We start from the raw sequence: 25,527 nt of genomic DNA, 5'->3' as shown, positions 1-25,527 counted from the left end.
TCGTCTCCCTCCTGTTGAATCATGAACGTGTACAAGTAGAAAGGGGCAACAAGCGATGACGATGGAACGTACATTTGTAATGGTGAAGCCTGACGGCGTGGCACGGAATTTAATAGGTGTCATAATGACCCGGTTCGAACGTAAAGGATTAAAGCTAACGAATGCCAAAATGATGCACATTGATCGTGAATTGGCGGGATTGCATTACGTGGAGCATAAGGACAAGGCTTTCTTCGGTGAGTTGGTCGATTTCATTACGTCTGGCCCGGTTTTCGCAATGATTTGGGAAGGGCAGGATGCGGTTAAAAATGCGAGAGCTTTGATCGGCCGCACCAATCCTTCGGAAGCAGCGCCAGGAACGATTCGGGCAGACTATGCTCTAGATGTGTCCAGCAACATCGTCCATGGCTCCGATTCTATCGAGAGTGCGCGTATCGAGATTCGAAACTTTTTCGGGGAATAAGAGGCTATAAAAAAAGCAGCGTCTTCTTTGCCTATTGAGGGCAATCGAGGCGCTGCTTTTATCGTATGCAAACATAGATGACAAGCGACCAGAACGGCAAAGCCAACAATACTCCCCACAAACAACCCTTAGGAAATGATGAGTGTTCAGGTTCCACGGGCATCTCCTCCTACAACAATGCTTAGCTCTCTCTACTGTTTTAATAGTATAAGCCAAACGAAGAGGATTGAAACCGGGCTTTGTGCCAAGATAGCGATTACATGCGGTGGTTTAGCAAACTTATGCAAGTTATTGGGTTAACATGCATTGTAATTGCGAGTTTTTGTGGGTTTTCAATCGAAATGATAGCATAGGAAGCTGAGCTGATTAGATATGTGCTTGTTGACGAAGTTTGTTGGATATGGTAAATTAGGGTCAAATCTTGATGAATTTGAACGTGACGGAAGCACCGTCAGATAACGCCACTAGGCGTCGTCTGACGGTGCTTTTTTGCGTTTGCCGATCCAATGGGGCCGCGCGCGTTCAGTGTCAGGAAGGGGAGAAAGGATGGAGGATCAACGAATTCAGCTTGCGTTTGCTTCGGCGGATGCCGGCTATGTAAGGCGCGTCGTCGATTACGTGCGGGACAGCCCTTATGCGGATCGATGGCAATTAACTGCATTCACGAATGGAGCGGCGCTTCGCCACTATTTGCGCGGGGGCTTTCCGGTGGATATGGTCGCAGCGGATGCGGGGATGCGAGTGGAGCTTGAGGCAGCTGGCGAATGGCCAGCGGTTCCAGTGGCAGCACTGTACGAGAACATCGGTGAGATCGTGCCGCCCGAGGCTAGGGCTGTTCAACGGCTTCAGCCTCTGCCGCAATTGTTTCATGCGTTATATGGCTTGTACGCGGAGCGCAGCATGATGCGGCGCCCTGTTGCCGGTGCATCGGGACCAGTTATTGCAGCAGTGTACGCGGCTAGCGGGGGAGTGGGCAAGACGACACTTGCTGTCCACCTCGCCCATCAATCTGCGCTGAGCGGCATCCGAACGTTTTATCTCAATTTGGAAACGTGGAACGCTTCGGATGTGTGGCTTGGAGGGGGCGATGAAACGGCAGGCCAACCAGACGGTTTTGCGCAGCTGCTGTATACGCTTCAAAGTTCGCCAGAACAGGCTTCATCGCGCTTGGCAGCATGTTGCCGGAGTGATGCTGTGATGCGGTTTGATTATTTTGAGCCATGCCGCAATCCTGAGGAACGAATGGCGCTACAGCCGGGGGCGGCCAACCAACTCATCGATGCAATAGCAGGGAGCGGGCTTTATGGCCTTATTGTGATCGATATGGATGAAGGGGCAGATGCCTTGCATATGGCAGTATTCGAGCGGTGCAGCCATTTGTTTTACGTAGAAGATGGCTCTATGGCATCCATAAGGAAGACGGAACGATTCCTAAGCTACGGCAGGGACAGATGGGGAGAGGTGTTTCAGGGGATCGAACGCAAGATGGTGCTGGTGCGGCGAATGCCGGCAGTTGCGTTGAAAGGGGCAGCAGATGGGGCTTTAAGGAACGATGCTGTGGGTATTGGACGGGTCCCGGTACGCCAACCGATGATACACGGGATTCCATATATTGAAGCTTGGCGAACACGGGGGGATGGCCGGCTGCTTCCCTCCACGCGGTATAGAAGCATGGTGGAACGGTTGCTGCAAGCTACAGGCATTGGATCTGATGAAACAGGGCCGAAGGGGCAAATGCCGTGTTAAGCGAATCGGTTGTGTTGGAGTTGCGTGAAGCGATTAAGCGCCGGCTTGACATGAACGGATCATTGTCTGATGAGTCACTCTGGTCTGCTTCCGAGCGCATTGTATTCGAATGGTGCAGCGATAAGCCGGTTACTGCATCCGATAAAGCAACGCTTGTTAGGCGGCTGTTTTATTCGTTTCGAGGGCTAGATGTGCTGCAGCCTTTAATTGATGACCCAGATGTGACGGAAATCATGATCAATGGCCCAGACCACATTTTTATTGAAAAAAGGGGTCAGCTGTCTCGATGGCCAGCAGCATTCGAGAACGAGGAGCGGCTGCATGACCTGATTCAATCGATCGTCTCGAGCGTCAATCGAACTGTGAATGAATCAACTCCTATCGTGGATGCCCGCCTAAAGGATGGCTCTCGCGTCCATGCCGTACTGCCGCCGGTGGCGCTTCATGGCCCTTCATTAACGATCCGCAAATTTCCCGAGAAGCCGCTTGATATGGCGTCTATGATTCGAATGGGAGCTACCTCGGCTGATGCAGCGGCATTATTGGAACAGCTTGTGAAAGCCAAGTACAACGTATTCGTCAGCGGCGGCACGGGATCAGGCAAGACGACATTGCTAAATGCGATGTCTCGTTTCATTCCAGCGGATGAGCGGGTCATTACGATCGAGGACTCGGCAGAGCTGCAAATTCGGACGGTTCCAAACCTTGTCTCGCTGGAGACGCGTAACGCCAACACCGAAGGCAAAGGCGAGATTTCCATTCGCGAGCTAATTCGGGCGTCGCTCCGTATGCGGCCTAACCGCATTATCGTCGGGGAGGTGCGAGGGGCGGAGGCGCTTGATATGCTGCAGGCTTTGAACACGGGCCATGATGGGAGCATGTCCACGGGACATGCAAACAGCGCGAAGGATATGCTTTCCCGTCTGGAGACGATGGCACTAGGGGCGGCTGCGCTTCCACTAGCCGTCATCCGCCAGCAGATTGCTTCGGGTATCGATATTATCGTACATTTGGCGCGGCTGAGGGACCGCTCCCGCCGAATGACGGAAATTTGTGAGGTTGTTGGCATTAAAGGCGGTGAGGTAGAGTTAGTGCCCTTATACCAGTTCGTTGAGAGCGGTGAGCGTGACGGCAAGGTACGGGGTGAACTGCTCCCTACAGGGGCGGCATTAAGGTGCAGGCATAAGTGGGAGATGGCAGGATTAGCGCCGCTGCCGATATGCGGGGGAGGGATGGCGGATGAAACGGCCGGTTAAGCGGTTGGAACAGGCGTTAGATTGGCTTTGCTGGAGCTCGGCAGCTGAGCTGGATAAGCAGCAGCGATTGGCCGAGTATTCGGCATATCGCATGGCCCCTCGCGAATTTATGCTTTCGGCGGCGATTGGCGCAGCAGCGGCTTTTACCCTATTTTATACCTTCTATCAATCATTGGGTGTAGCGGTTGGATTCGCTTCTCTTGGGATTGTAGCGCCTCGATTGCGGAATGCCGGATTGCTGGATAAGCGGCGAGTGCGGCTTCAATTGCAATTTAAGGAGGCACTCTACAGCGTGACGTCATCGCTTGCTGCTGGCCGATCTGTTGAGAATGCTTTTGTAGCCGCCGAAGCGGATTTGCAATTGCTGTACCCGGGGCACTCTGCGGATATCGTGCGCGAGTTCGCGATGATTCGGTATCGCATGGAAAACGGGGACACGCTGGAAAGCGGCCTGCGGCAGCTTGCAGATCGTGCGAAGCTCGAAGATATTACCCAGTTTGTAGATGTGTTCTCGACTTGCAAACGATCGGGCGGCGACTTAGTAGATGTAATAAGGCGGACATCCCAAGTTATTGGAGAGAAGCTGGATATCCAGCAAGAAATAGCGGTTATGCTTGCGCAAAAAAGGTTCGAGTCCCGCATTTTGATCGCAGTGCCATTCGTGTTTATCGCTGGATTAAATCTAGCAGCGCCTGATTATACCGAACCATTGTATAATAGCCCGCTTGGTTATGTGCTGCTAACCATTTTGCTGTTGGGCTTCGCAGGTTGTGGGGCATTGATTCGCAAAATAATGGCCATTCGATTATAGCTTGCACCTTATAAAGGGGGGATGTTCATGTCCATTTGGGCGCTCCTATGCGCCTTCGGCAGTTTGCTGCTATGGGGAATAGCTGCCCTATTAGCCTGGCAAAGCCACAAGAAGGAAAGCGGGAAGCGACAGCTCAAGCCTAATGCGCTGCCAGAAGCGCTGAAGGAGTGGCTGCTCATACGTGCACCACTCGAAGCAGCGAGGAGAACGGGCATGCTTGAACGGTTTCAGCTGCCGCTAGCAGGTTTTCATGCGCGGCTGCTCGTGCTCAAGGGCCAGGGTTGGGGGATTGTTGAGACAGAACGTTATGTTGCACAGGCTGTGGGCTTAGGCTGGACGGCTTGGACGGCCAGTGCCTTGCTTGCTTTGCTGTCCCATGAAGGGGCGCTGTTAGCGTTTGGGGCGATTATTGGCATAATGTTGCCTGTAGCGAAGTACAGGGAATCCGGGCAGCAGATGGAACGGCGCCGGCAGGATATGGTGCTTGCGTTGCCTGATGTGCTAGGCAAACTGATGCTGCTAGTCGGTGCAGGCGAGACGGTGCAGCGCGCGATTATACGATGCGTGGAAGGCCGGGAGGAATCGGCAAGCGATTCACATATCAAGGGGAAGAAGCCTCGCAAGAAGGCGAAGCTAGTGCATCCGCTGTATGCAGAGTGGACACGGATGGTTCGATCGTTAGAAAATGGGCAGTCATTCGCACAAGCGATTGAAGCGTTTAGCCGGCGTTGTGCCGTGCAGGAGGCTTCAATGTTCGCAACAGTCGTGCTGTTGCATTACCGCAAGGGCGGTGACCGTTTTGTGCTAGCGCTCAAAGAATTGTCATTCTCGTTGTGGGAGAAACGGAAAGCTACGGCACGCATGCGCGGTGAGGAGGCTTCCTCTAAGCTTGTGTTTCCGCTGGCAGGAATCTTCTTCCTGCTATTAATAGCTGTAGCTGCGCCAGCTGTGTTGATGATGCCTTAAGTGATGACTTAAATAAAACTAGAGAGGATTGATTGGAATGAAAATGATAACGAATTGGACAAACAACTGGAACAAACGAATGGCGAAATTGTGGAAATCGGAAGAAGGCCTTGGCACGCTCGAAATCATTTTAATTATTGCGGTCATTATTATTATTGCGCTGCTGTTTAAAGATTGGATTATTGAACTCGTCAATCGGCTTATGGGACAAGCGGATGATCAAGCGGATCAAATTTTTAATAGTTAACGATTCTGGTTCCTACACGCTGGAGGCGACGGTTGTTTTTCCAGTTTTGTTCGCTATCTTGGCAGCCTTGCTGCTGTTCATGGGCTACATGTATGAGAAGGCTGTGCTTTACGGCGCGGCTTCCGTGACTGCGGAGCGTACTTCTTTTCTATGGGATAACAGCAAGCGGGACCCGGTGACGGGGCATGCGGAAGATGGGGCATACGACGGCTTATATTGGCGGTTAGGCGAAGACCATATGCTCGATTCCTTGTTCGGGCTGGCAACAGGTGAAGCAAGCAGCGGCACTTCCGTTGCCATTGGCGAGGGCCTGGGCGGGCAAGCGGGGCAGCCTCAGCCGGAAGCCGGCTCGCTTGCGGAGCGTAAGCTTGCCCGTGGCTCGGCACATTTGAATGCAATAGCAAGCGGGGAAAATCGCTACAAACGAAGCGCTGTTGGCCGGCAAATAGATACGGGCTTAAGGCTGCCAATGGATATCGGCTTACTAAACAATTGGTTTGGCCGGACGGAGCCACATGCGTTATCACAATCTGCGATTGTAGAGCCAACTGAGTTTATACGGAGTGTAGATCTGCTGCGCTACTACACAAGCAAATTTGGCAACCGCACTAGCGGTGCCGGCAAGCGTAAGGAAGCGGGACAAGTAATTCAACAGGCGGCTAGCAAAACGGCATCGTCTGCCGCGCCGTAGGAGGGGGTGTGCCACACTCATGGCTTTAAGAAAAAGGCAGATGAACAACGAAAGGCTGTTGGCGCGCCTTCTTGTTCAACTGGGCAGCACAGATGGAGCGGTCACGACGTTCCTTATCATTGTAACGGCAGGCGTCGTCCTGTTCGGAACGGTATTGATCGACTACGCGCGTGTTGCGGCACTGAATGCATTAGCAGAACATGCCGTCAGAACGTCGGTCCGATCGGTTCTCTCCGCTTATGATGCGGCTTTGTATGAACGATACGGGTTGTTTGGCAGAGGAGGAACGCCGAATGAAACGATATTCGAGCGTAGCATGCGAGGAACGCTTGAATACGGGGGGCAGGATGAACGGTTCCGGCCAGTTGCGCCGCGCGTAGATCGTTTTCAAGTCGAGGACGCAGCCTACCTCGGGCGTTATGACGTACTGGAGCGACAGATTCTTGAGGAAATGAAAATCAAAGCGCCCGTTGATTTCATGATGGAGATTGGCAATAAATTTGCGTCACTGTCTAAGGTCATGAAAGAATCGGCAGCCACTTCAGATGCATTAACACGCATGAGCGGGTTGTACGACGAGCGGCAGAAGCATTTGCTCCAAGCGCTAGCAGACATGAGGGAGGCTGCAAAGCTGGCGAATGGCTTGTCAGGCGACTCCGCAGTTAACTTGGCTACGGGCTTTGCTTCGTATCGAAGCGACCAGGAACAAGCGCAGCGATTGTCAGCTTCAATCGCTGCGGCTGAGCAAGCAGCTTCAGTTGGCGCTTCTAAGGCAACGGCTGCGGGGGCGAAAGCGAAGGCTTCTGGGGCATCCCCAACAAGCAGCGGCAAAGCTAAGCAAGCAGATATTGAAAAGCTTGCCTCACTGCAAGGCAGCATCAGCCGTTATGAGCAAAGCCTGCGAGCGGAAGCGTCAGCTTTAGCGAATGCTGCTAGCGTGGCGAAGGAGAAAGGGAGTGTTTTGCAGCAATCTGCCTTGAAACATCTAGCAGAAGCACAGCGGTTAAACGGGGAAATCCGGCTTGCCGCTGAGCAAGCAGAGGCTGCGGTACCGCATGGTTATGACCGTGTCACGAACGCGAATCAATCACGCACAGCGTCCGCGTCCGCGTCGACAAGCTCGGAAGGGATGGGCGCTGCACTGCAGGATATTAGAAAAACGGCAGACCAGCTCGTTTATTCCGATAGCTGGTTTACCGGCTTCGAGAATGAGATCAATGGGCAGGCTTCAGAGTTGGCGGCATTGGCAACGGCTGCTGAACAGTTCGCTGCTAATGCGGGCGCTGCGTTAGCGGGCTATGCAAACTCAGAAGGGAATTTGGCAACGGCTGCGGATAGCTTGAAGCTTCAGCACAGCCAATTTACGAACCGTTATGTGGCGCCGGGGACTGTTCTTGCGAAGCGGGAAGCTATGATTCAAGTAAACGGCGCGGCAGATGAGCAACGCAAACAAAATGAGAAAGAAGCAAACGCCCTATTTGGCCAAACGAAGCAACTGATCGGTACAGCTAGCGGCGGGAATGAAGGAGAACTGCTCGCACTCGTGCAGCAGCGTTACGAGCGTAATTTGCAATTTAATCAAGCTTCTGATGAAACGATAGCATCTGCATCGCAATGGGCCGATGTTGCGGAAGCGCAAACGGACGTTTCGAACTCGCTAATGGGCGGGGTGTTCGAAGGCGTCGCAGATATGATGGAAGGCACTCGAAATTCCTTGTATGTCGGTGAATATGTACTTAACCGTTTCCAGGCCTATTCGCCACTTGAAGCTAATGTTGCAAGCAACGGCAATGGAAGCGCTAATGCTTCTACTCCCGCTACTGCATCGATTGGCTTTCATGCCATCACATTTGCCAAGCAAGAAGCAGAGTATGTACTGTACGGCCTTCATAACCCGTCTTCCAATGTGGCGGCTGCCTATGCGGAAATATTCGGTGTTCGGTTTGCGATCCGACTTATGGAGGGGCTCATTGAATGCCGAGCGCTTGGGTTTCCATTGCTCGTTTTGTCAGGTGCGTTGGTTTATGCGATGAAAAATACATTAACCGATTTGACGGAGCTTATGGAACGAGGGTCAACCAAGCTGTCCAAATATGCCAATATCGATATGCATTATAAAGATTATTTGCGGGTTTTCATGCTGCTGCATGGGAATGGGAACAACCGGCTTTCGCGCATTGCAGCCGTCATTGAAACAAATACTGGCACGGATCTGTCTCGTACGCCCGCGGCCATATCGGGAACCGTAGATGTTTCCATGAAGCTGCTGTTTCTTCCTGGCGCGATGAAGCTGCTCGGCCGATTCGGCTTGCTGCAAGGGAGGGTAGTGGATGGCCGATACGAGACCACGAAGCTCGCAGGTTTATCCTATTGAGCTGAAGCCTTGCAATGGCAACTGCGATAGCTTCTGCGATAGTAATAGCTACGGTGATTGCCACTGCGATAGCAAATTAATAGAAAGCTTGGACAAGCAACAGGGAAGGGACCCCCGCCGAAAGGATGATGGCGGCATCGTGTTGGAAGCGTCAATTGTCCTGCCATTTTTCTTATTGTTCGCTATGGTGCTAGTTATCGTAATTCGGCTTGCAGCTGTTCAGATTGCGCTACAGTCTGCTTCCGTTCAGACGGCGAAGCAAACTGCTGCACATTGGCATCCTGTCGTGTTGGCGACACAATCGATGGGCGCTATTGCTGCCTATGTTCCAGCGGTCCAGAATCAGAAGCTATCCCAATGGTCCGAAGTAGCGGCAGAGGCAGCTAGCTGGCTGCCTGATCCAGTCGGAACGCTTTCTTCGGCTGCATTGCGTGGTGATTGGGGGACGATTGCCGATTATGGCGCTTCTGCTGCAGGAAGAGAGGCACTAACGCCGTTGCTGCGGCGGTATGCTGATCAACCGGTGCTTCGAGCCGATGGGGTTGCGCTTCATAAAGCGGTGCTCCCAACATTAGCTGGCGGTGGCGACGCCTATCTGGAGCTTGAAGCGGAGTACATTTTTCCGCTTCGAATTCCACTGTTAAATCGCTCTATCACTCTTCGGGAGCAGGCTGTAGAGCGGGCGTGGGCACCGGATTCCCTTCCTGCACAGCATGGTTCGGAGGCTGCTAATGATACGTTTGTCCAAATCGTTGCCCTTGAACCGGATCCTTTGCGGCCGGGCCGCAAGGCAGTTGTAACTGCAAGAACGAAGCCCAACACGTCCCTTACTTTGTCCATTTTATACAAGAGTGGGTATAGCGAGGCACGCAATGTCGGAACGGCCGTTTCTGATTCGAATGGTTATGTGACGTGGACTTGGCTAGTTTCGGGCAATACAACGCCCGGGATATGGAGCTTGTCCGTCGAAGCTGCCGATGGCGTATCGGCGATTCGAAGCTTTGCAGTCGAGAAGTCCCCAGCATAATTAGAATCGTAAGTCTGATATGGAGGAGGTGAGGCATGCTGCTAGGCCTCGAGCACATAGGTGCATGCATCCTCGTGATGATTGCGCTTGTTACAGATGTAAGAAGTATGCGGATACCAAACTGGTTAACAGGCTTATCATTCGGTGGAGCTCTGCTGTGCCATGTGGCGGCTAATGGGCAGGATGGTTTGAAGTTCGCATTGGCAGGCGCTTTAGTAGGATTTACGCCTCTATTAGCGATGTATGCAATAAAAGGCGTAGGTGCTGGCGATGTGAAGCTATTTGCTGCGTTAGGAGCGTGGCTCGGAACAATGGGAGTGATCCAATTATTTGTTTATTCCATCTGGTATGCGGGAGCAATTGGCATCCTTCTTCTAGCCATGCGCAAACTGATTCGCTTGAAGCCTGCCTCACAAGAAAGGATTGCTAATAAATCCAAAGTGCTATTGAGTAGATTGATTGCCGGGGGCACACGGTTTCCATTCATGTTAGCCGTTGCGCCTGCTGCTGCTACCTGCTGGTTGTTATTTTAGTTTTGATTTTACGAAAAGAGAGAAGGGGAATTATGGATTCATTTCGAGTTGATTTTGCTATAACCAGAGGGCATGAATTAATTTTAGAACGTGAGCAGCCAATTACGAGGGACGAGCTGGACGCTATGGAACTGCAAATGTTAAGGGGAAATCGAATCCCGTTTCTGCTGCCAGTCGAATGGGCTGACATTGATGGATTCGTATCATTTCGATACTCGATTGAAGGTCGGCGAATGCTAACGCATCAGCTCCAGCTGCAGCCGATGGGAATGAATGATTTTTATGCTTTTTTGCTTGCAGTTGCAGAAGCACTGGATGAGTGCAAATCGTATTTGCTGCGGCCAGAATGCTGCTTGCTGCGTGAACCTTACTTATTTGTAGGGGATAAATGGGAGGATGTTTCGCTATTGTACGTACCGCTTAGCAAGCCTGATGGCCAGGAGCGTCAAGCTGCAGAAGGCGCAGGGGGCTTTGCTTCGCTAGTTCTTCGACTAGCTGCACATGTTCATAACTTGGATGGGGATGGGCTACAGTTGGTACTGAAGCATCTAAATGAAGCTCATGGTTTCCGGCCAGCATTGAAGCGAACCTTGCTTTTGCTGTTGGGCGGCCAATGCGCCAGCTCTGGCCATGCAATAGAGGCAAATACGCTAGATAATATTGATGAACCTTCTTTACAATATTCAGCTCGGCGAAGTGGAGTTTCATCATTAACGCCAGTCCCAATGGCGCTAATTTCACAGTTGCAAATGAAGGAGAATGAGCCAGCGCATCAAGTGCTGCGCCAGCAATCCAAGGAGAATGAGCCGGGGCATCAAGCGCCACACCAGCTATCAAAGGGCAATGAACTCGCATTCCAACTGCCACGAGATCCTTCCTCTTTCATGCAGCCGCAATGGGATAATCCAATGGCATGGGGGGAGGAGGATGCGCGCGCGGAAGGTGAAGGGGAAATCGAGTTGAATGCGGCAATGTCGCGTTCCAAGTGGTTGTTGTTGGCAGCCTGTGTCATTGCAACTGCGCTTGTGTGGCGATATGGATACGCTTCGAAGCCTTCAGAGGGAAGGCTTTTTATGAGTGCGGGGATAACGTTATGCATAATAGCGGGAGGCCTGGGTGTCTGGCGGAATAAACTGCGAAAATCGAGTGGCGGGACTACGACGATTTTTGGGGATTCAACGCTCGATCCGAATGGGCAAAGCGCACAGGATGAATCGATGTACTGGCCGGATTCCAGGCTGCTAGAAAGCCGTTCTATCCCCCATCAAACTAACGCGGCAGCTTCACGTCATGGCGGCAGCCACTCGAAACGGATTGAACAGCTTAATCGTGATGGGAATTCCGTGGCACCTCCCAAGGAGCAGCGGCAATCCGCGAGCAGCGTGCCGGATGCTACGGTATGGATGGGGAAAAGTGAGGAAAGCAACGGGAAGGATAAGGATGGGGGGCAAGCGCAAGCCACATGGCAATTGGAGAGAAGGGCGAACGGCCGTAATGATACGATTCATTTGTTTTCGGACGAACAATCGAAAGTATTTCAAATTGGCCGGTTTGCGGAGAAAGTCAATTATGCAGACGAGCATACAGGCATTTCGCGCGTGCATGTTGAGCTAGATCGAACCGCGGAGGGGTGGATGGCCAAGGATATGGGCTCCCGCAATGGCACAACATTGAATGGTAACCCAATGATTTCCTATAAAAAATACAAGCTGCAGGACGGGGACGCCCTGCAGCTTGCGGGTAGCAGCGGACCGACCTATACGGTACGCCAGTTATTGGGATGATCCCTTCTTCCTTGTTATCAGCACTCGCTAATTAGCGTTTCTGTGCAATAGCGGATAGCGCTTCATTGATATCAGGATGGCGAAAAGCAAAGCCTGCCTGAACCGCTTGCTTCGGTAGGGCTCGCTGGCCCTCCAGCAGGAGCGAAGACATTTCGCCAAATAGAATTCGGAAAGCAAATGCAGGAACTGGAAACCAATGGGGGCGCCGAAACGCTTTGCCTAGCGCTCTGCCGAACGTATCATTGGTTACGGGCTGGGGCGCACAGGCGTTGATTGGCCCAGATAATTGTTCATTATCGAGGCTGAATAAGATTAACCGGATCATGTCTTCGCGATGAATCCAAGACAACCATTGCTTGCCGCTTCCTACCTTGCCGCCGACGAAGAGCTTATAAGGCATTGCCATAAGCGAGAAGGCTTTGCCTTCTGCGTCTAATACGACGCCCGTTCGGAGCTTGACGATGCGATCAGCAGGGATGCGGTCAGCCGCTGCTTCCCATTGTACGACAACATCGCTCAAGAAATCGTGCCCGGGCGGGCTGGATTCGTCCACGATTCGATCTTCGGTTGAACCGTATACGGAGATGCCAGAAGCATTAACGACGACACGCGGCCGCACGGGCTGTGCCGCCGTAATATCGGCAACCCGCGATGCTGCCTGCAGCCGCGAGTTCAAGATCTGTTTTTTGCCTTCGGTTGTCCAACGCCTGCTGATCGTTTCTCCAGCGAGGTTAACGATGGCGTCGAGCGTCCCTAGATTCGCTGGATTGGTCGCTTCATCCCATGTGAGATACTTCGCTTGTCCAAGCTGCTTTGAAGGGACCGGTATTGACCGTGTAAGCACGATGGCCTCATCACCACGAGCGGTTAACGCTTCAACGAGGGCTTGTCCGATAAACCCAGTGCCTCCCGTAATCGCAATACGCATCCTCTGCACACCCCTATGTTTCTGCCCCGATTTGCCTCGACTCGCGCTATTTGGAAGCCTCGACCTTGGTTAACCATAGCTGTGTCAGCTTCTGGTCGCCATCGAGCGCTTTCTCCGTAAATTCGAATTGAATCTTTGCGCCTTCTTCCAAGTTCGCTACTTGGTCAGCAATAGACGCGTCGACCTGATAGACGACGGTACCATCTGCTGTCGTAATTTCAGCTGAATGCGAGTCAGCTAATCCGTTGAAGGTGCCAGTGGCTTTCGTAACGGCAGCATCCCCTTGATCGGTTGGGGAAGAAGGCTCATTATCCTGTTTAGTAGAGCCAGATTGCTCTTCATTAGCGGAATCCGTTTCTGGCGTAGCCGTACCTGTATCTGACGCCCCTGTTCCGCTTACATCGCCTTCGTTCGCAGATCCATTCTTGTCATTCGTATCCGTGTTGTTATCTGTCGCGCCCGTGTCGGGAGTGCCTGCGCCAGAAGTTTCGACCGAGCCGTTATTGAGCGGCTTGTCCGTCGCGCCGCATGCTGCGGTCGTCATCAGTGCAGCGAGCAGAAGCGATGCGGCAACTGTTTTAACGGTCCGGCTTCGTTTCTTTATATTACGAATAGTAGGATTCATTATTTCCACCTCCTGGTGTATAACGTATGCTTACCCTGTCGGCCTATTGTCCAAACGTGCTGCTATTTGTTCAATAGATGATTATAGGGGCTGTAGTCGATGCCACGTTTGTTCAAGAAGCTAACGAGGCTTCGGTAGTCGCGTTTCGGCGTTGCCCGAATATAGCCTTCGATGCAGTGGTCGCGGGAAACTTCCGACTGCCCATGCTCGATGGCAACCTGCGCGATACGCGCAGCGATCGTATGTCTAGCGATATCGCGGAAAGCGCTAGGGACGGGCGAGACGAGTTCTTCCAAAAAAGCTTTGGAATCGTCGGTCCACATGCCACGGCTGCGTTCGACCCAATAATTTTGCCAATCGAGCTTCGATTTTCCGTCGCGCTTCGGCAGTACTTTAAGAAATTTGCGGAACATGAAGAAGCCGCCAATCGCCATAAATCCGACCATGACGACGACCCAAAACATAATGAAATACATGAACCAGCTTTGTCCATTCATGGATTGTATTCACCTCGGTATGAATTATACCGTATTCCATGATTTATTTCGATATTGCTCCTTAAACCCTAGTTGTATTAGGAATTCGAAAAAAGGTTGACCCAATAGGAGTCAACCTTAGAAATTATCGAATATTTCCTATGGAATTTTTAGCGGTCTCGTGTCTAGTCTTCAAAACATTAGATTCTGCGAATGCTGATCCAGCGAAAACAGCAAATGATAGTGTTAAAACAAAGACAGTACAAGCAATTTTCTTCAAACTACTCCCCCCCCCCTTAAGGAATATTATACCACGTGAGGCTCAGGTTTTTACTAATGTAACTAAAATACGGAAAAACATGAAGTGATTTATAAAAGCATTGAGCTTATATAGCGATATAGGAGGGTTAGACTTAGCTGCTCATTGACCGGTATTGAAACCATGATGATGTATGCGAACTGCCAGCCTTTGAACGATGGACGCTTATCTCTGGCCAGCTTGCGTTAGCGTACTGAATATCCCTATACGTCAAGGTTTTCGGGGTATTGTGTAACCGGTATGCGTAGTTTAGGCATTACTAGATTTATTTCGATATTGCTTGTACAATAAGGGGTGATCAAAAGAAAGGGGCGTTTGCTCATGTTGAAAATAGGCTCCCACGTTTCGTTTTCCGACAAGGGATTACTGACAGCGACGGAGGAAGCTGTATCTTACGGCTCCAGTACATTCATGATCTATACCGGCGCACCACAAAACACTCGCCGTAAACCGATTGAAACTTTATATATTGAAGAAGGGCGCGAAGCGATGCGTCAAGCCAACATTGGCGAGATCGTCGTTCACGCTCCTTATATTGTAAATCTGGGTTCTTATAAAGAAGATACCTTCGAGCTTGCTGTTCGATTCCTGCAAGAGGAAATCCGCCGTACGGACTACTTAGGCGTTCGAAACATTGTTCTCCATCCTGGCGCGTATACGGATAAAGATGCCGAGTACGGCATTAATCGCATCGCCGAAGGGCTGAATGCAGTGCTTGAGGGCACGAAGGAAACGAAGGTTAATATCGCGCTTGAGACGATGGCGGGCAAAGGCACAGAGATTGGCCGGAGCTTCGACGAGATCGCATCGATTATCGATAAAGTACGCGATAATGAGCGTCTCACCGTGTGCATGGACACCTGCCATATTCATGATGCTGGCTACGATATTGTGAATGACCTGGACGGCGTATTGGCTGAATTCGATCGCATTGTTGGCCTTAACCGCATCGCGGTTGTCCATCTGAATGACAGCAAAAACCCGCGTGGAGCGGGCAAAGACCGCCATGCGCCAGTAGGTGCGGGCTGGATTGGCTATGAGGGCATACGAGGCGTGGTCCATCATGAGGCGCTCGCAGGCCGTCCGTTTATTCTAGAGACGCCATGGATCGGCAAAGATAGCAAGAAAGAACGCCCGATGTATGAAGCTGAGATTGCGCTCCTGCGCGGCGATGCTGCACAGCGTTTCGGTGATTCCTACTTTGAGGATGTTGAACGCCTGCATCGGTTTTTCGCGGAGCAATCGATCGAAGCTCGCCCGTTCGTGTTGAACGTATGGGATGTGCTTAAAAATGATGCAAAAGCGAAGAAAGCGGATCCGCGCGAGCCGATGGATCGCCTTTATGACCTCGTGCTTGAGCATGCGGTTTTCCCGAACCATACCGAAGAGCAGATTAACCATCGCCTCATCGGCTGGTTCGCTGGCAAAGAAGCGCTCGTCAACGCTTAGTTGACATTAAGAGGACGGAAGGAAGTCGTAAAGCCATGCAACAACAATACCAACCTCAGCAGTCGAAGCATCGTGGCGACAAAAGCAAACGGGCTCGCATGCTGATCTCATGTCCGGACCGTCCGGGCATTGTAGCCGCCGTTTCTCATTTTTTGCATGAGCATGGGGCGAATATCGTCCAATCCGACCAGTATACGATGGATCCGGAGGGCGGCATGTTCTTTATCCGTTTTGAATTCGATCTCAATGATCTCGAGCGTGAACTGCCGATATTGCAAGAAGACTTCGTTCGCGTTGCGGACCGTTTTGATATGAAATGGCACACGTTCCGTGCGAGCCGCAAGAAGCGGATTGCGATTTTCGTATCCAAAGAGGACCATTGCTTATTGGAGCTGCTATGGCAGTGGCAAGCAGGGGACCTGGACGCAGAAATCGCGATGGTCGTGAGCAACCATAATGATATGCGTGGCCTTGTGGAAGGGTTTGGCATTCCGTATCACCATATCCCAGTAACGCCGGATACGAAGCCGGAAGCGGAGAAGAAACAGATGGAGCTTGTCGCCGATAAGATTGATCTTATCGTGCTGGCACGGTACATGCAGATCATCCCGCAAAAATTCATCGAGCAGTTCCCTAACCGGATCATCAACATTCACCATTCGTTCTTGCCTGCATTCGTAGGCGGCAAGCCGTATCAGCAGGCGTATAGCCGCGGTGTCAAAATTATTGGCGCTACTGCGCATTACGTGACCGAAGAACTGGATGGCGGCCCAATTATCGAGCAGGACGTTCAACGCGTTAGCCATCGAGACAATGTCGACGACCTGAAACGGATCGGGCGGACGATTGAGCGGGTTGTGCTCGCCCGCGGCGTCAAATGGCATATCGAAGACCGTATGCTTGTCCATCAAAATAAAACGGTCGTGTTTAACTAAACACGGACAAAACATAGAGGGTGAGCGAGGCAATTATGCCTTAGCTCACCCTCTTTTGCTAAAGGATTGGAATGCTGCATCGGGTGCTGCAATAAAAGTTAGTGCCTCGTAAGTAGCGGTTACGCCTTCGCCAGAAGGAGTTGCGAACCGCTGGGCATACGCCTTGAACATCTCGCGGAATAAGCGGCGCTGAGCGCCAGCTCCAGGCTGGCCAGTGGAGTTCATTGGAAGCTGGAAAGCTGTGTCCGTCCCAGCTTCTGAAGCAGCGGCGCCTAGCGCTTTTATCGCATGAAGGAATGCAGCTGGTGTAGCATGGATTTCTGCTTGTTCGTGAGCCGAGGCTTGGAGAATACGAAACCCTGCCTCCTCCAGCAGCGCTGTCCATTGTCCAATGGAGCGGAAGGTTAGCCCATGATGCCGGTAAGGGCGCCCTGCCAGTGCGTATGCTTCTTGAAACGAAGCGTGCAGCTCCCGCATCGTATCCGGTCCGAACGTGGTGAAAGCTAACATTCCGTTCGTAGCAAGCAGCTGGCGAAAGGCACGCAGCGTATCAGCCGGACGTTGAAACCATTGAAAACAGGCGTTAGAGGCGATTAATTGAAACGGCGGCAACGTAGGTTTAGCTTCATACGCTGAACCGCCAACTATTGTAGGCATTTGGGTTTGCAAAATAGCTGGCAGTTGCTCCTGCTCGGCGTCGGCTTCCACGAATTGAACGCGATCTAGCGTGTGCGGGCAGCATGCATTGAGCTTGCTGTGTGCCGCCTCCAGCATGCTTGGCGCCAGATCGACTGCTGTTATTAGGCTAGCAGGCGGCAAATGCTGTGCCAACTGCAAGGTCAAAGCGCCGGTTCCACACCCGATTTCCAAAACTTGCAGTGGCGACCCGTTCCACTCAACCGATGTAAGCGGGCGGTGGGCAAGAATACTCTTTAGCAAATCGGCAGCCATTAGCGGCTGGACTTTTGCATTAGCATCGTAGAGCTGGTGTGCACTGCGGTTAAATTGCGCTTTGATTTGCCTCTCAGTAATTCGCATGAACCCACTCCTTAATTGTTCGGCCAACCTTCTGGGGATTTGCCAGAAACGGTGCATGCCCCGCTCCTTCCAGCAAACATAGCTCGGACTGCTGGATGTTGGCATGAAGGGCATGGGATGTTGCGGCAGGGCATATTTCATCGGCTGTCCCATGAATGAGCAGTGTGGGACACTGGAGTTTCGGCAGCAAAGGAGCCAAATTTTCATTCAATAAATAATCAAGCCCCGCTGTTAATGCGCTAGCTGTCCATTTCCCCGCAGGGGATAAATGCCCCTCAATCGCAAGTTCGCGATCTGCATCAGATAACGTGATCGCCCTGAAACGTGTTTCCACTTGCCCTTGATCATTCCCCAATGCAGCTTGCATTCGCTTTAATTGGCGTGGGTCCCATCCGCCAGATAACGGGTCTTCGCGATTGTCGCGATCCCGGACAAATCTTGCGGATGCAGATATAGGCACTGCGGCATCGATCAAGCCTTCCGATGCAAGCCGCAGCGCAAGCATTCCGCCAAGCGACCACCCAATAGCGATGAGCATTGTATGGGCGTTCAGCTCTAATCGGGCTTTCCGAACGGCTTCCGTAGCTGCTGCATAGAGCTGCTCCTCTGCTGAAACCGATGAGAATTGAGCATCGTAATGGCAGGCTTGGACAGGCAAATAACTGCGAAGCGGCAAGAAGGTTTCAACGGTAAAGCTCCAGCCTGGGAGCCAAACAAAAGCGCAAGGCTGCTCATTATTCATCCGTATGCTCCTTTTCCTTCGCCATTTGTATGATCGCCTGAAGTGCCTGATTCAGCTCCAGCTCGGAATGGGCAGCGGATAAGGAAAATCGAATACGGGATGTATGGCCGGGTACGGTAGGCGGCCGAATAGCAGCCGCTAGAATTTGATGCTGCTCCAACTGCTGGCTGAATCGCAGGGCTGACTCGCTGCTGCCGAGAATAACCGGAACAATTGGGCAATCCGAGCGCCCGATTGTTGGGATCTCAGCTTCGGCTAATGAAGAACGGAATCGCTGCGCGGCCATGCGTACGCGTTCGCTGCGCCATCGCTCACGCTGGACAATGCCAAGCGCGCTAAGCGTTCCTGCAACGACAGAAGGAGGGAGCGCGGTCGAGTAAATGAGTGGCCTTGCTTTATTGGTAAGCCAATTGCACAAAGTAGCTGAACCTGCGACGTATGCCCCGTAAACACCGAATGCTTTGCCGAACGTGCCGATATGGACGTCAATTGCATGTGCAACGCCCAGCTCAGCAGCCAAGCCTTGGCCTTGCGGTCCGTAGATGCCGCCGCTATGCGCTTCGTCGACAATAAGGCCTGCCCCGTACCGCTGCTTAAGCGCCACTAGCTCTTGCAGGGGGGCGGCGTCACCGTCCATGGAGAAAATCGCGTCCGTAACGATCCATATTCGCCTTGCATCACGATGCTTAATAAGTAAGCTTTCCAAATGCCCGAGATCAAGATGGCGGTAACGAACATGCTCGGCACGGCTGAGCTGAATGCCGTCCACGATACTGGCATGGTTCAGCCGGTCGCTTAATACGACATCGCCCCTCCCGGCTAAAGCAGCAATGGTTCCGAGATTGCACATATAGCCATTGCCGAATACGAGAGCGGCTTCACAGCCATGCCAGCTAGCTAATGCTGCTTCAAGCTTCGCATAGGGAGCGCTGCTTCCCGTAATAAGCCGGGATGCGCCTGCCCCCACGCCATCCGCCTGAAGCGACTCTTCCATAGCCGCAGCAATCGCGGAATGATGGGATAGCCCAAGGTAGTCGTTGGAGGACATATTCAGCATTGCCTGGCCGTTACGAATCAACTGTCCCGACGCTTCACTGGCAAGCTGCGCGGTTGGGATTTTGCGAAATTGCGATTGGAGCTTAAGCTCTTCTAGCTGCTCTGCCATCCATGCTTGATTCATCATTGACCCATGCCTCCAACGAAGGGCACAGAAGACAGAGCTGCTTTAACCGCGGCCATATTAAGCATCAGCCGTGTTGTTTCTGCCAACTGCTCGGGAGCGTCTTCCGGCAATCCCCTCGGCATCGTGCCCCATACTGGAATTCCGCTATATTGTTCAATTAACGCAGCATTGCCATCCATGCTTGGATCAGGGTACGCGTTTTGTGCTTCGCTTGCGCCGTCGTTAAGCACGACACCAGCAATTGAAACGCCCATGCTCTGTAGCTTATCAATCGTGAGCAGCGTATGGTTGACGGTGCCAAGGCCAGATCGGGCGACGATCAGGGCGGGCAAGCCTAATGCTACGATCAGGTCAGCTACCAGATGCTTCTCCGTGAGCGGGACAGCTGCACCACCAGCGCCCTCCACTAGCATGGTACTGTATCTTTGAAACAAAGGAACGCCAGATGCCAAGATATCTTCCATTGTCAAATGAACGCCAGCAAGGCTTGCGGCAACAGCCGGTGCCAGCGGCGCATCGAACGTATAGGCGCATAGCTCATTCGGCGTGCCTGCTAACCCTGCTGCCCGGACAAGCCGTTCAGCATCCGTCCGCCCTGATCCCAATCGCTCGCCGGACTGGACAGGCTTCCAAACGCCAACGTCCCCAGCCAGCCCTTCAGAGCGCAGAGCGGCGGCGAGCGCAGCGGTTACGATCGTTTTGCCAACGCCGGTATCGGTCCCTGTTATAAATAATCCGCGTCGATGGGGAAGGCAGCCATTGGGTGCGATGGCGCTGGTCAATGCCGCCACCCGCCTTCGGTTACGTCGATAATCGCTTGAATTAAAATGCCGGCCATTGCTTCCAGTTCATCATTCGTACTGACAAGGGGAGGAATGAACACGATCACATTGCCAAGGGGCCTTGTCAGCATGCCTAAGTCACGCGCGCGGCGGCAAACGAGCATCCCGATCCGTTCGTTCCAATGATAGGCTGCTTTCGATTGTTTATCTGCTACCAGCTCAATGCCGATCATAAGGCCTTGCTGGCGAATATCGCCGACATAGGGGCGTTCGAGCAATGGAGCGAGGCATCTAGCCACACATTGTGCTTTCTCATCGACTGATTCTACGATTCGCCGTTCGCGCATTAACCTGAGGCTCTCAATTGCGACAGCGCAGCCAAGCGGGTTGCCCGTGAAGGAATGCCCATGGAAAAACGTTTTCTGCTCTTCATAATCGGCATAAAACGCGTTGTACACCTCATCGGTTGCGATTGTTGCGGCAACGGGCAAATAGCCGCCAGTAAGCCCTTTGCCGACCACCATAATATCAGGCGATACGCCCTCGTGATCGCAGGCGAACATGCGCCCTGTTCGCCCGAAGCCCGTCGCGACTTCGTCGGCGATGAGCAGCACATCATACGCCCGGCATAGCTTGGCTATTGCAGCCAGGCATCCGGGCGGCATGACGATGATGCCGCTTGCGCCTTGCACGAGCGGTTCTACGATCAGTGCCGCGATCTCGGATGCATGCTCTTGCAGCGTTTGCTCAAGCTGCTGCAACGTTTCGGCAAGTGCGCCCTCGGCGCCGCCTTCATGGCGATAGCTATTCGGGTAAGGAACGGTAAATGAGGGGAATAACAGCGGCCGAAACACCTCATGATAGAGCGGAATTGCGCCGACGCTGACCGCGCCGATCGTGTCGCCATGATACGCTTCGCGCATCGTAACGAAAGACGTTTTGCCCGTAATGCCGCGGTTCCGCCAATATTGATAAGCCATTTTGAGCCCGATTTCAACGCCAGTTGCACCGGAATCGGAGTAAAATACTTTGGACAAGCCCGGAGGGGAGATGCTTGCAAGCTCCGCGGCCAATTGAATCGAAGGGACGTTCGCCATGCCGAGCAGCGTCGAATGCGCGACCCGCTCAAGCTGGCTTGTAATAGCGGCATTCAATTCCGGCACGTTATGGCCATGGACATTGAGCCATACAGATGAGAATCCGTCATAATAGGAACGGCCTTGAAGATCGTAGAGCATAATTCCGTCGCCCCGATCGATAATGAGGGGAGCTTCTTCGTTATATTGTTTCATTTGGGTGAATGGATGCCAGACATGGGATTGGTCTAGCTTAGCGAGCTGTTCATATGTACCCGTCGGTACGGTTGGAGATTGCATAGTTCCAATCATCTCCTTCGTTATTTGTTAACCGTTTAATCGCCTTATGTGGTTAACATATAAAATCGTTGCCATTGTAGCAAACAAGTGCATTTGTGTAAAGATGCCGGAACGTGGGTATCGTAAAGTGGAGTGTGGAACAGCAAGTAAAAGTTTTTTTTATAGTTCATATCAGTTTTCGTAATCACTTTAGTTATGGTAATGCCCCTTGGAGAGTGGTACAATATTTCAAAGCCATTGCGCACGCTATAGCAACGCGCATTATCCGATATAGAGAGATAACAGGCATTATATTTGGCAATTAGGAGGAATTACGCAATGACAGTTACGCAAAAGTCCATCGAACAGCTTTCGATCGATACGATTCGCACGCTGGCAATTGATGCGATCGAGAAAGCGAAATCGGGCCACCCAGGCATGCCGATGGGAGCCGCTCCAATGGGCTATCAATTGTTTGCAAAAACGATGGTTCACAATCCGTCCAACCCGGCTTGGATCAACCGGGACCGTTTTGTCCTGTCCGCAGGCCACGGTTCGATGCTGCTTTACAGCCTTCTTCACCTGTCCGGCTACGGCCTTACGATCGATGATCTGAAATCGTTCCGCCAATGGGGATCCAAGACGCCAGGGCATCCAGAGTTCGGCCACACGGCTGGCGTAGATGCTACGACTGGACCGCTCGGCCAGGGCATTGCTATGTCTGTGGGCATGGCGATGGCTGAAGCACAGCTCGGCGCGACGTACAATAAAGAAGGTTTCAAAGTAGTTGATCACTACACGTACGCGATCTGCGGCGACGGCGACCTCATGGAAGGCATCTCCCATGAAGCAGCTTCCCTTGCAGGCCACTTGCAACTCGGCAAACTCGTCGTGCTGTACGATTCCAACGACATCACGCTTGACGGTGAGTTGAGCTTGTCCTACTCCGAGACGGTTCAAAAACGTTTCGAGGGCTACGGCTGGCAAGTTCTTCACGTAACGGACGGCAATGATCTCGAGGCATTGAACAAAGCGATCGCAGAAGCGAAAGCAGACCTGTCGAAACCGACGCTGATCGAAGTAAAAACAGTAATCGGCTACGGCAGCCCGAACAAAGGCGGCAAAGGCGGACATGCTGGCCCGCACGGTTCCCCACTGGGTACTGACGAGACTGTTCTGACGAAACAATTCTACAACTGGGAGCATGAGCCGTTCACGGTTCCAGCTGAAGTTGCAGCTCACTTCGCAGACTTGAAGAAAGCTGGCGAACAAGCGAATGCAGCTTGGGAAGCTAACTTTGCTGAATACAAAAAAGCTTTCCCTGAGCTTGCAGCCCAATTCGAAACAGCAAGCTCCGGCAACCTGCCTGAAGGCTGGGACGCTGACCTTCCTGTTTACACGACAGAAGACAAGCCAGTATCGACACGCGTTGCTTCCGGCAATGCATTGAACGGCTTGGCTAAAAACGTGCCAAACCTCGTGGGCGGTTCCGCTGACCTCGAAGGTTCGACAATGACGCATCTCAAAGGCCTGCCAATGTACAAAGCTGGACAATACGACGGCCGCAACATTTACTTCGGCGTTCGTGAGTTCGCTATGGCTGCAGCAATGAACGGTATCATGCTGCACAACGGCTTGAAAGTATACGGCGGTACGTTCTTCGTATTCACCGACTACCTGCGTCCAGCAGTTCGCCTGTCCGCACTGATGAAGTTGCCAGTTACGTATGTACTGACGCATGACTCCATCGCAGTAGGCGAAGACGGCCCTACGCATGAACCAATCGAGCAACTCGCTTCGCTGCGCATCATTCCGGACCTGACGGTTATCCGTCCGGCTGACGGCAATGAAACGTCCGCTGCTTGGGCATATGCGCTCGAGAACAAATCGAACCCAGTAGCACTCGTTCTGACTCGCCAGAACTTGCCGATCCTCGCTGGCGCTGTCAACAACGCTCGCGAAGGCATCAAACGCGGTGCTTACGTTGTATCCGATGCAGCAAACGGACAACCAGTTGCACAAATCCTTGCAACCGGTTCGGAAGTTCAACTGGCGGTAGCAGCTCAAGAAGCGCTGGCGGCAGAAGGCATTCAAGTTCGCGTTATCAGCATGCCGAGCTGGGACCTGTTCGACAAGCAATCGCAACAGTACAAAGACTCCGTATTGCTTCCTAACGTTAAAGCCCGCCTCGCAGTTGAAATGGCTCATCCATTCGGTTGGGACCGTTTCGTCGGTGATCAAGGCGCAGTGCTTGGCATCAACACGTTCGGTGCATCTGCACCTGGCGACCGCGTAATTGCGGAGTATGGCTTCACGGTTGAAAATGTTGTCAGTAAGGTTAAAGCCCTGCTGAAATAATAAGTCTTACGGCTTTAGCATAAGGCGCTGCGCTCCCTGCGCCGCGCCTTTGCTATGCCTGATTATACGGCTGAAGAGCCGCATTCTTTTTTATTCATTTTACTTATGAGGAGCTGTCTATTATGTCCCAATTTCAAGGCGTATCGGTTGTAAAGAAAGCAAACGTTTATTTTGACGGTAAAGTAACGAGCCGTGCTGTTGTATTCGAAGACGGCACGACAAAAACGCTTGGCATCATGCTGCCAGGCGACTATGAGTTCGGTACGGATACGAAAGAAATTATGGAAATTCAAGCAGGCGACTTGAAAGTGCTGCTTCCAGGCGAGACGGAATGGGTACATATTCAAGGAGAAGGCGAGTTCGTTGTGCCAGCAAATGCAAAATTCAAGCTCCAAGTGACGGCAGTAACGGATTACATCTGCTCGTACATTAAAGAATAATTACATCTGCATGCATCAATAAGCTGTCCGAAGGGGCAGCTTATTGTGCAGCAATTGAATAAGGGCGTGCGGGCTAGCCGTTAAGCGTTCGCCCGATCCACTGCTCGTATACTTTTGCAACAGCAGATAGGTCAAGATCGCCGAGCCCAGAAGCATCGCCAGCTTGATAAAGGCTTTTGGAAGCTTCCAGCAACGGGGTCGGAACACCGAGCTGGTCGGATAAAACCGAGGACAGGCGCAGGTCCTTAAGCATCAAAGCTAGGGCAAATTGGACGCTATAGTCTTGCCCTAGCAGCTTATTGCCTTTCAACTCTGCTGCTTTGCTAGCTGCGCCGCCGGATTGGACAAGCTCAAGGAATGACTCACCATTGATGCCGCCTTTGGCAGCGATAGCGAAGCCTTCCATAAGCGCAGCAGTATTGATGCCGACGATGGTGTTGTGAGCCAGCTTGGCCACAGCGCCACTGCCGCTAGGGCCCATTGGAATAACTTTGCGGCCCATGGCGAGAAGGACAGGTTCGATGGATTGAGCAGCTTTAGCATCGCCGCCGACCATAAAGACGAGAGTGCCCGCTTCAGCTGCCGGCTTACTGCCAGTTACTGGCGCATCCAAGAAGATCGCGCCGCGAGCTTTGGCATCTGTAGCCAAACGGCGCGCGAGCTCAGGCGAAATCGTGCTGCTGTCTACAATGATTGTTCCAGCGCCAATGCCTGCGAATACGCCATTCTCGCCATCATATACGGCACGAATAGAATCATCATTGCTGACCATCGTAATGACGACTTTACGTCCACGCGATGCTTCAGCTGGCGAAGCCGCAACCTGGGCACCGATAGCGCGAAGCTCTTCCGACTTGGATGGCGTTCGGTTATAGACAGTAACGTCGAAGCCTTTGTTGAGAAGATTCGCTGCCATTGCGTAGCCCATCGTTCCAAGGCCGATAAAGCCTACTTTTGCCGTCATATGTATTCCTGCTTTCGATTTGGGATTTTGCATTA

At 52.3% G+C, this 25,527-nt stretch carries 24 protein-coding genes; 15 read left to right on the top strand and 9 right to left on the bottom strand.

Annotation, left to right across the window (positions count from 1 at the left end; translation table 11 throughout):
- Positions 1 to 61: 61 nt before the first annotated feature.
- From ndk to GON22_RS18515, 11 genes are all read left to right on the top strand, one after another.
- On the top strand, positions 62 to 463 hold the full coding sequence (gene ndk, locus GON22_RS18565; protein WP_160397638.1) for a nucleoside-diphosphate kinase: 402 nt from the start codon (positions 62 to 64) through the stop codon (positions 461 to 463).
- Between the two features lie 546 nt (positions 464 to 1,009).
- Positions 1,010 to 2,209, top strand: a complete 1,200-nt coding sequence (locus tag GON22_RS18560; protein WP_160397605.1) for a hypothetical protein — start codon at positions 1,010 to 1,012, stop codon at positions 2,207 to 2,209.
- 50 nt (positions 2,210 to 2,259) lie between these two features.
- Positions 2,260 to 3,465 carry a CpaF family protein gene (locus tag GON22_RS18555; protein ID WP_160397637.1) on the top strand — a complete coding sequence of 402 codons (1,206 nt, stop codon included), beginning with the start codon at positions 2,260 to 2,262 and terminating at the stop codon, positions 3,463 to 3,465.
- On the top strand, positions 3,449 to 4,276 hold the full coding sequence (locus tag GON22_RS18550) for a type II secretion system F family protein (protein ID WP_160397604.1): 828 nt from the start codon (positions 3,449 to 3,451) through the stop codon (positions 4,274 to 4,276). Before GON22_RS18555 ends, GON22_RS18550 begins: the two co-directional genes overlap by 17 nt.
- Before the next feature lie 27 nt (positions 4,277 to 4,303).
- Positions 4,304 to 5,242 (top strand): type II secretion system F family protein, encoded by a 939-nt coding sequence (locus tag GON22_RS18545; RefSeq protein ID WP_160397603.1) that lies wholly within the window; start codon positions 4,304 to 4,306, stop codon positions 5,240 to 5,242.
- A 37-nt stretch (positions 5,243 to 5,279) separates the two neighbouring features.
- Positions 5,280 to 5,489 carry a Flp1 family type IVb pilin gene (locus GON22_RS18540; RefSeq protein ID WP_442954389.1) on the top strand — a complete coding sequence of 70 codons (210 nt, stop codon included), beginning with the start codon at positions 5,280 to 5,282 and terminating at the stop codon, positions 5,487 to 5,489.
- A complete protein-coding gene (locus GON22_RS18535) occupies positions 5,458 to 6,180 on the top strand; it encodes a hypothetical protein (protein ID WP_160397602.1) in 723 nt (240 codons plus the stop codon). The genes GON22_RS18540 and GON22_RS18535 overlap by 32 nt, the downstream gene beginning before the upstream one ends.
- A gap of 19 nt (positions 6,181 to 6,199) precedes the next feature.
- Positions 6,200 to 8,554: a hypothetical protein gene (locus GON22_RS18530; protein ID WP_160397601.1), complete on the top strand. Its 2,355-nt coding sequence runs from the start codon at positions 6,200 to 6,202 to the stop codon at positions 8,552 to 8,554.
- Positions 8,511 to 9,581, top strand: a complete 1,071-nt coding sequence (locus tag GON22_RS18525) for a hypothetical protein (protein WP_160397600.1) — start codon at positions 8,511 to 8,513, stop codon at positions 9,579 to 9,581. Before GON22_RS18530 ends, GON22_RS18525 begins: the two co-directional genes overlap by 44 nt.
- 35 nt (positions 9,582 to 9,616) lie before the next feature.
- Positions 9,617 to 10,114, top strand: a complete 498-nt coding sequence (locus GON22_RS18520; RefSeq protein WP_160397599.1) for an A24 family peptidase — start codon at positions 9,617 to 9,619, stop codon at positions 10,112 to 10,114.
- 32 nt (positions 10,115 to 10,146) lie between these two features.
- Entirely contained in the window at positions 10,147 to 11,898 is a 1,752-nt protein-coding gene (locus tag GON22_RS18515; protein WP_160397598.1) for a DUF6382 domain-containing protein, read from the top strand.
- A 31-nt stretch (positions 11,899 to 11,929) separates the two neighbouring features.
- Here GON22_RS18515 and GON22_RS18510 read toward each other — a convergent pair whose 3' ends face one another.
- The 3 genes from GON22_RS18510 to GON22_RS18500 all read right to left on the bottom strand — a co-directional run bounded on the left by GON22_RS18510 (position 11,930) and on the right by GON22_RS18500 (position 13,948).
- Complete coding sequence (locus GON22_RS18510; RefSeq protein ID WP_160397597.1) at positions 11,930 to 12,826, bottom strand: TIGR01777 family oxidoreductase; 897 nt, start codon at positions 12,824 to 12,826, stop codon at positions 11,930 to 11,932.
- Between the two features lie 46 nt (positions 12,827 to 12,872).
- Positions 12,873 to 13,451, bottom strand: a complete 579-nt coding sequence (locus GON22_RS18505; RefSeq protein ID WP_160397596.1) for a hypothetical protein — start codon at positions 13,449 to 13,451, stop codon at positions 12,873 to 12,875.
- Positions 13,452 to 13,513: 62 nt separating this feature from the next.
- Complete coding sequence (locus GON22_RS18500; RefSeq protein WP_160397595.1) at positions 13,514 to 13,948, bottom strand: DUF2621 domain-containing protein; 435 nt, start codon at positions 13,946 to 13,948, stop codon at positions 13,514 to 13,516.
- A 619-nt stretch (positions 13,949 to 14,567) separates the two neighbouring features.
- Here GON22_RS18500 and GON22_RS18495 point away from each other — a divergent pair.
- Both GON22_RS18495 and purU read left to right on the top strand, forming a co-directional pair.
- A complete protein-coding gene (locus GON22_RS18495; protein WP_160397594.1) occupies positions 14,568 to 15,695 on the top strand; it encodes a deoxyribonuclease IV in 1,128 nt (375 codons plus the stop codon).
- Between the two features lie 35 nt (positions 15,696 to 15,730).
- Positions 15,731 to 16,630, top strand: a complete 900-nt coding sequence (gene purU, locus GON22_RS18490) for a formyltetrahydrofolate deformylase (RefSeq protein ID WP_160397593.1) — start codon at positions 15,731 to 15,733, stop codon at positions 16,628 to 16,630.
- Positions 16,631 to 16,675: 45 nt separating this feature from the next.
- On the opposite strand, the gene GON22_RS18485 is transcribed toward purU, so the two are convergent.
- From GON22_RS18485 to bioA, 5 genes are read right to left on the bottom strand one after another with little or no spacing between them, the layout of a single operon-like run.
- The gene (locus GON22_RS18485) at positions 16,676 to 17,668 is read right to left on the bottom strand and encodes a methyltransferase domain-containing protein (protein ID WP_160397592.1); all 993 of its coding nucleotides are present in this window, start codon (positions 17,666 to 17,668) and stop codon (positions 16,676 to 16,678) included.
- Positions 17,655 to 18,410: an alpha/beta fold hydrolase gene (locus GON22_RS18480; RefSeq protein ID WP_160397591.1), complete on the bottom strand. Its 756-nt coding sequence runs from the start codon at positions 18,408 to 18,410 to the stop codon at positions 17,655 to 17,657. Before GON22_RS18480 ends, GON22_RS18485 begins: the two co-directional genes overlap by 14 nt.
- On the bottom strand, positions 18,403 to 19,593 hold the full coding sequence (bioF, locus tag GON22_RS18475; RefSeq protein ID WP_202113313.1) for an 8-amino-7-oxononanoate synthase: 1,191 nt from the start codon (positions 19,591 to 19,593) through the stop codon (positions 18,403 to 18,405). The genes GON22_RS18480 and bioF overlap by 8 nt, the downstream gene beginning before the upstream one ends.
- On the bottom strand, positions 19,590 to 20,375 hold the full coding sequence (bioD, locus tag GON22_RS18470) for a dethiobiotin synthase (RefSeq protein WP_202113312.1): 786 nt from the start codon (positions 20,373 to 20,375) through the stop codon (positions 19,590 to 19,592). Before bioD ends, bioF begins: the two co-directional genes overlap by 4 nt.
- Positions 20,372 to 21,751, bottom strand: a complete 1,380-nt coding sequence (bioA, locus tag GON22_RS18465) for an adenosylmethionine--8-amino-7-oxononanoate transaminase (RefSeq protein ID WP_160397590.1) — start codon at positions 21,749 to 21,751, stop codon at positions 20,372 to 20,374. Before bioA ends, bioD begins: the two co-directional genes overlap by 4 nt.
- 318 nt (positions 21,752 to 22,069) lie before the next feature.
- On the opposite strand from bioA, the gene tkt reads away from it, so the two are divergent.
- On the top strand, positions 22,070 to 24,088 hold the full coding sequence (gene tkt / locus GON22_RS18460; RefSeq protein WP_160397589.1) for a transketolase: 2,019 nt from the start codon (positions 22,070 to 22,072) through the stop codon (positions 24,086 to 24,088).
- A 122-nt stretch (positions 24,089 to 24,210) separates the two neighbouring features.
- Positions 24,211 to 24,528: a pyrimidine/purine nucleoside phosphorylase gene (gene ppnP / locus GON22_RS18455; protein WP_160397588.1), complete on the top strand. Its 318-nt coding sequence runs from the start codon at positions 24,211 to 24,213 to the stop codon at positions 24,526 to 24,528.
- Between the two features lie 73 nt (positions 24,529 to 24,601).
- Here the strand turns inward: ppnP and GON22_RS18450 are convergent, their stop codons facing one another.
- Entirely contained in the window at positions 24,602 to 25,492 is an 891-nt protein-coding gene (locus tag GON22_RS18450) for an NAD(P)-dependent oxidoreductase (protein ID WP_160397587.1), read from the bottom strand.
- Between the last annotated feature and the right edge of the window lie 35 nt (positions 25,493 to 25,527).

The sequence above is a fragment of the Paenibacillus sp. MMS18-CY102 genome (genome assembly GCF_009789195.1).
In the GTDB taxonomy this organism is placed as follows: domain Bacteria; phylum Bacillota; class Bacilli; order Paenibacillales; family Paenibacillaceae; genus Paenibacillus_T.
This window is presented reverse-complemented; position numbering and strand designations above follow the sequence as displayed.

Excerpts from the sequence above, each read along its gene's own strand:
- ndk (WP_160397638.1), top strand. The coding sequence starts at position 62 with ATGGAACGTACATTTGTAATGGTGAAGCCTGACGGCGTGGCACGGAAT.
- GON22_RS18560 (WP_160397605.1), top strand. The coding sequence starts at position 1,010 with ATGGAGGATCAACGAATTCAGCTTGCGTTTGCTTCGGCGGATGCCGGC.
- GON22_RS18555 (WP_160397637.1), top strand. The coding sequence starts at position 2,260 with ATGAACGGATCATTGTCTGATGAGTCACTCTGGTCTGCTTCCGAGCGC.
- GON22_RS18550 (WP_160397604.1), top strand. The coding sequence starts at position 3,449 with ATGAAACGGCCGGTTAAGCGGTTGGAACAGGCGTTAGATTGGCTTTGC.
- GON22_RS18545 (WP_160397603.1), top strand. The coding sequence starts at position 4,304 with ATGTCCATTTGGGCGCTCCTATGCGCCTTCGGCAGTTTGCTGCTATGG.
- GON22_RS18540 (WP_442954389.1), top strand. The coding sequence starts at position 5,280 with ATGAAAATGATAACGAATTGGACAAACAACTGGAACAAACGAATGGCG.
- GON22_RS18535 (WP_160397602.1), top strand. The coding sequence starts at position 5,458 with ATGATCAAGCGGATCAAATTTTTAATAGTTAACGATTCTGGTTCCTAC.
- GON22_RS18530 (WP_160397601.1), top strand. The coding sequence starts at position 6,200 with ATGGCTTTAAGAAAAAGGCAGATGAACAACGAAAGGCTGTTGGCGCGC.
- GON22_RS18525 (WP_160397600.1), top strand. The coding sequence starts at position 8,511 with ATGGCCGATACGAGACCACGAAGCTCGCAGGTTTATCCTATTGAGCTG.
- GON22_RS18520 (WP_160397599.1), top strand. The coding sequence starts at position 9,617 with ATGCTGCTAGGCCTCGAGCACATAGGTGCATGCATCCTCGTGATGATT.
- GON22_RS18515 (WP_160397598.1), top strand. The coding sequence starts at position 10,147 with ATGGATTCATTTCGAGTTGATTTTGCTATAACCAGAGGGCATGAATTA.
- GON22_RS18510 (WP_160397597.1), bottom strand. The coding sequence starts at position 12,826 with ATGCGTATTGCGATTACGGGAGGCACTGGGTTTATCGGACAAGCCCTC.
- GON22_RS18505 (WP_160397596.1), bottom strand. The coding sequence starts at position 13,451 with ATGAATCCTACTATTCGTAATATAAAGAAACGAAGCCGGACCGTTAAA.
- GON22_RS18500 (WP_160397595.1), bottom strand. The coding sequence starts at position 13,948 with ATGAATGGACAAAGCTGGTTCATGTATTTCATTATGTTTTGGGTCGTC.
- GON22_RS18495 (WP_160397594.1), top strand. The coding sequence starts at position 14,568 with ATGTTGAAAATAGGCTCCCACGTTTCGTTTTCCGACAAGGGATTACTG.
- purU (WP_160397593.1), top strand. The coding sequence starts at position 15,731 with ATGCAACAACAATACCAACCTCAGCAGTCGAAGCATCGTGGCGACAAA.
- GON22_RS18485 (WP_160397592.1), bottom strand. The coding sequence starts at position 17,668 with ATGCGAATTACTGAGAGGCAAATCAAAGCGCAATTTAACCGCAGTGCA.
- GON22_RS18480 (WP_160397591.1), bottom strand. The coding sequence starts at position 18,410 with ATGAATAATGAGCAGCCTTGCGCTTTTGTTTGGCTCCCAGGCTGGAGC.
- bioF (WP_202113313.1), bottom strand. The coding sequence starts at position 19,593 with ATGATGAATCAAGCATGGATGGCAGAGCAGCTAGAAGAGCTTAAGCTC.
- bioA (WP_160397590.1), bottom strand. The coding sequence starts at position 21,751 with ATGCAATCTCCAACCGTACCGACGGGTACATATGAACAGCTCGCTAAG.
- tkt (WP_160397589.1), top strand. The coding sequence starts at position 22,070 with ATGACAGTTACGCAAAAGTCCATCGAACAGCTTTCGATCGATACGATT.
- ppnP (WP_160397588.1), top strand. The coding sequence starts at position 24,211 with ATGTCCCAATTTCAAGGCGTATCGGTTGTAAAGAAAGCAAACGTTTAT.
- GON22_RS18450 (WP_160397587.1), bottom strand. The coding sequence starts at position 25,492 with ATGACGGCAAAAGTAGGCTTTATCGGCCTTGGAACGATGGGCTACGCA.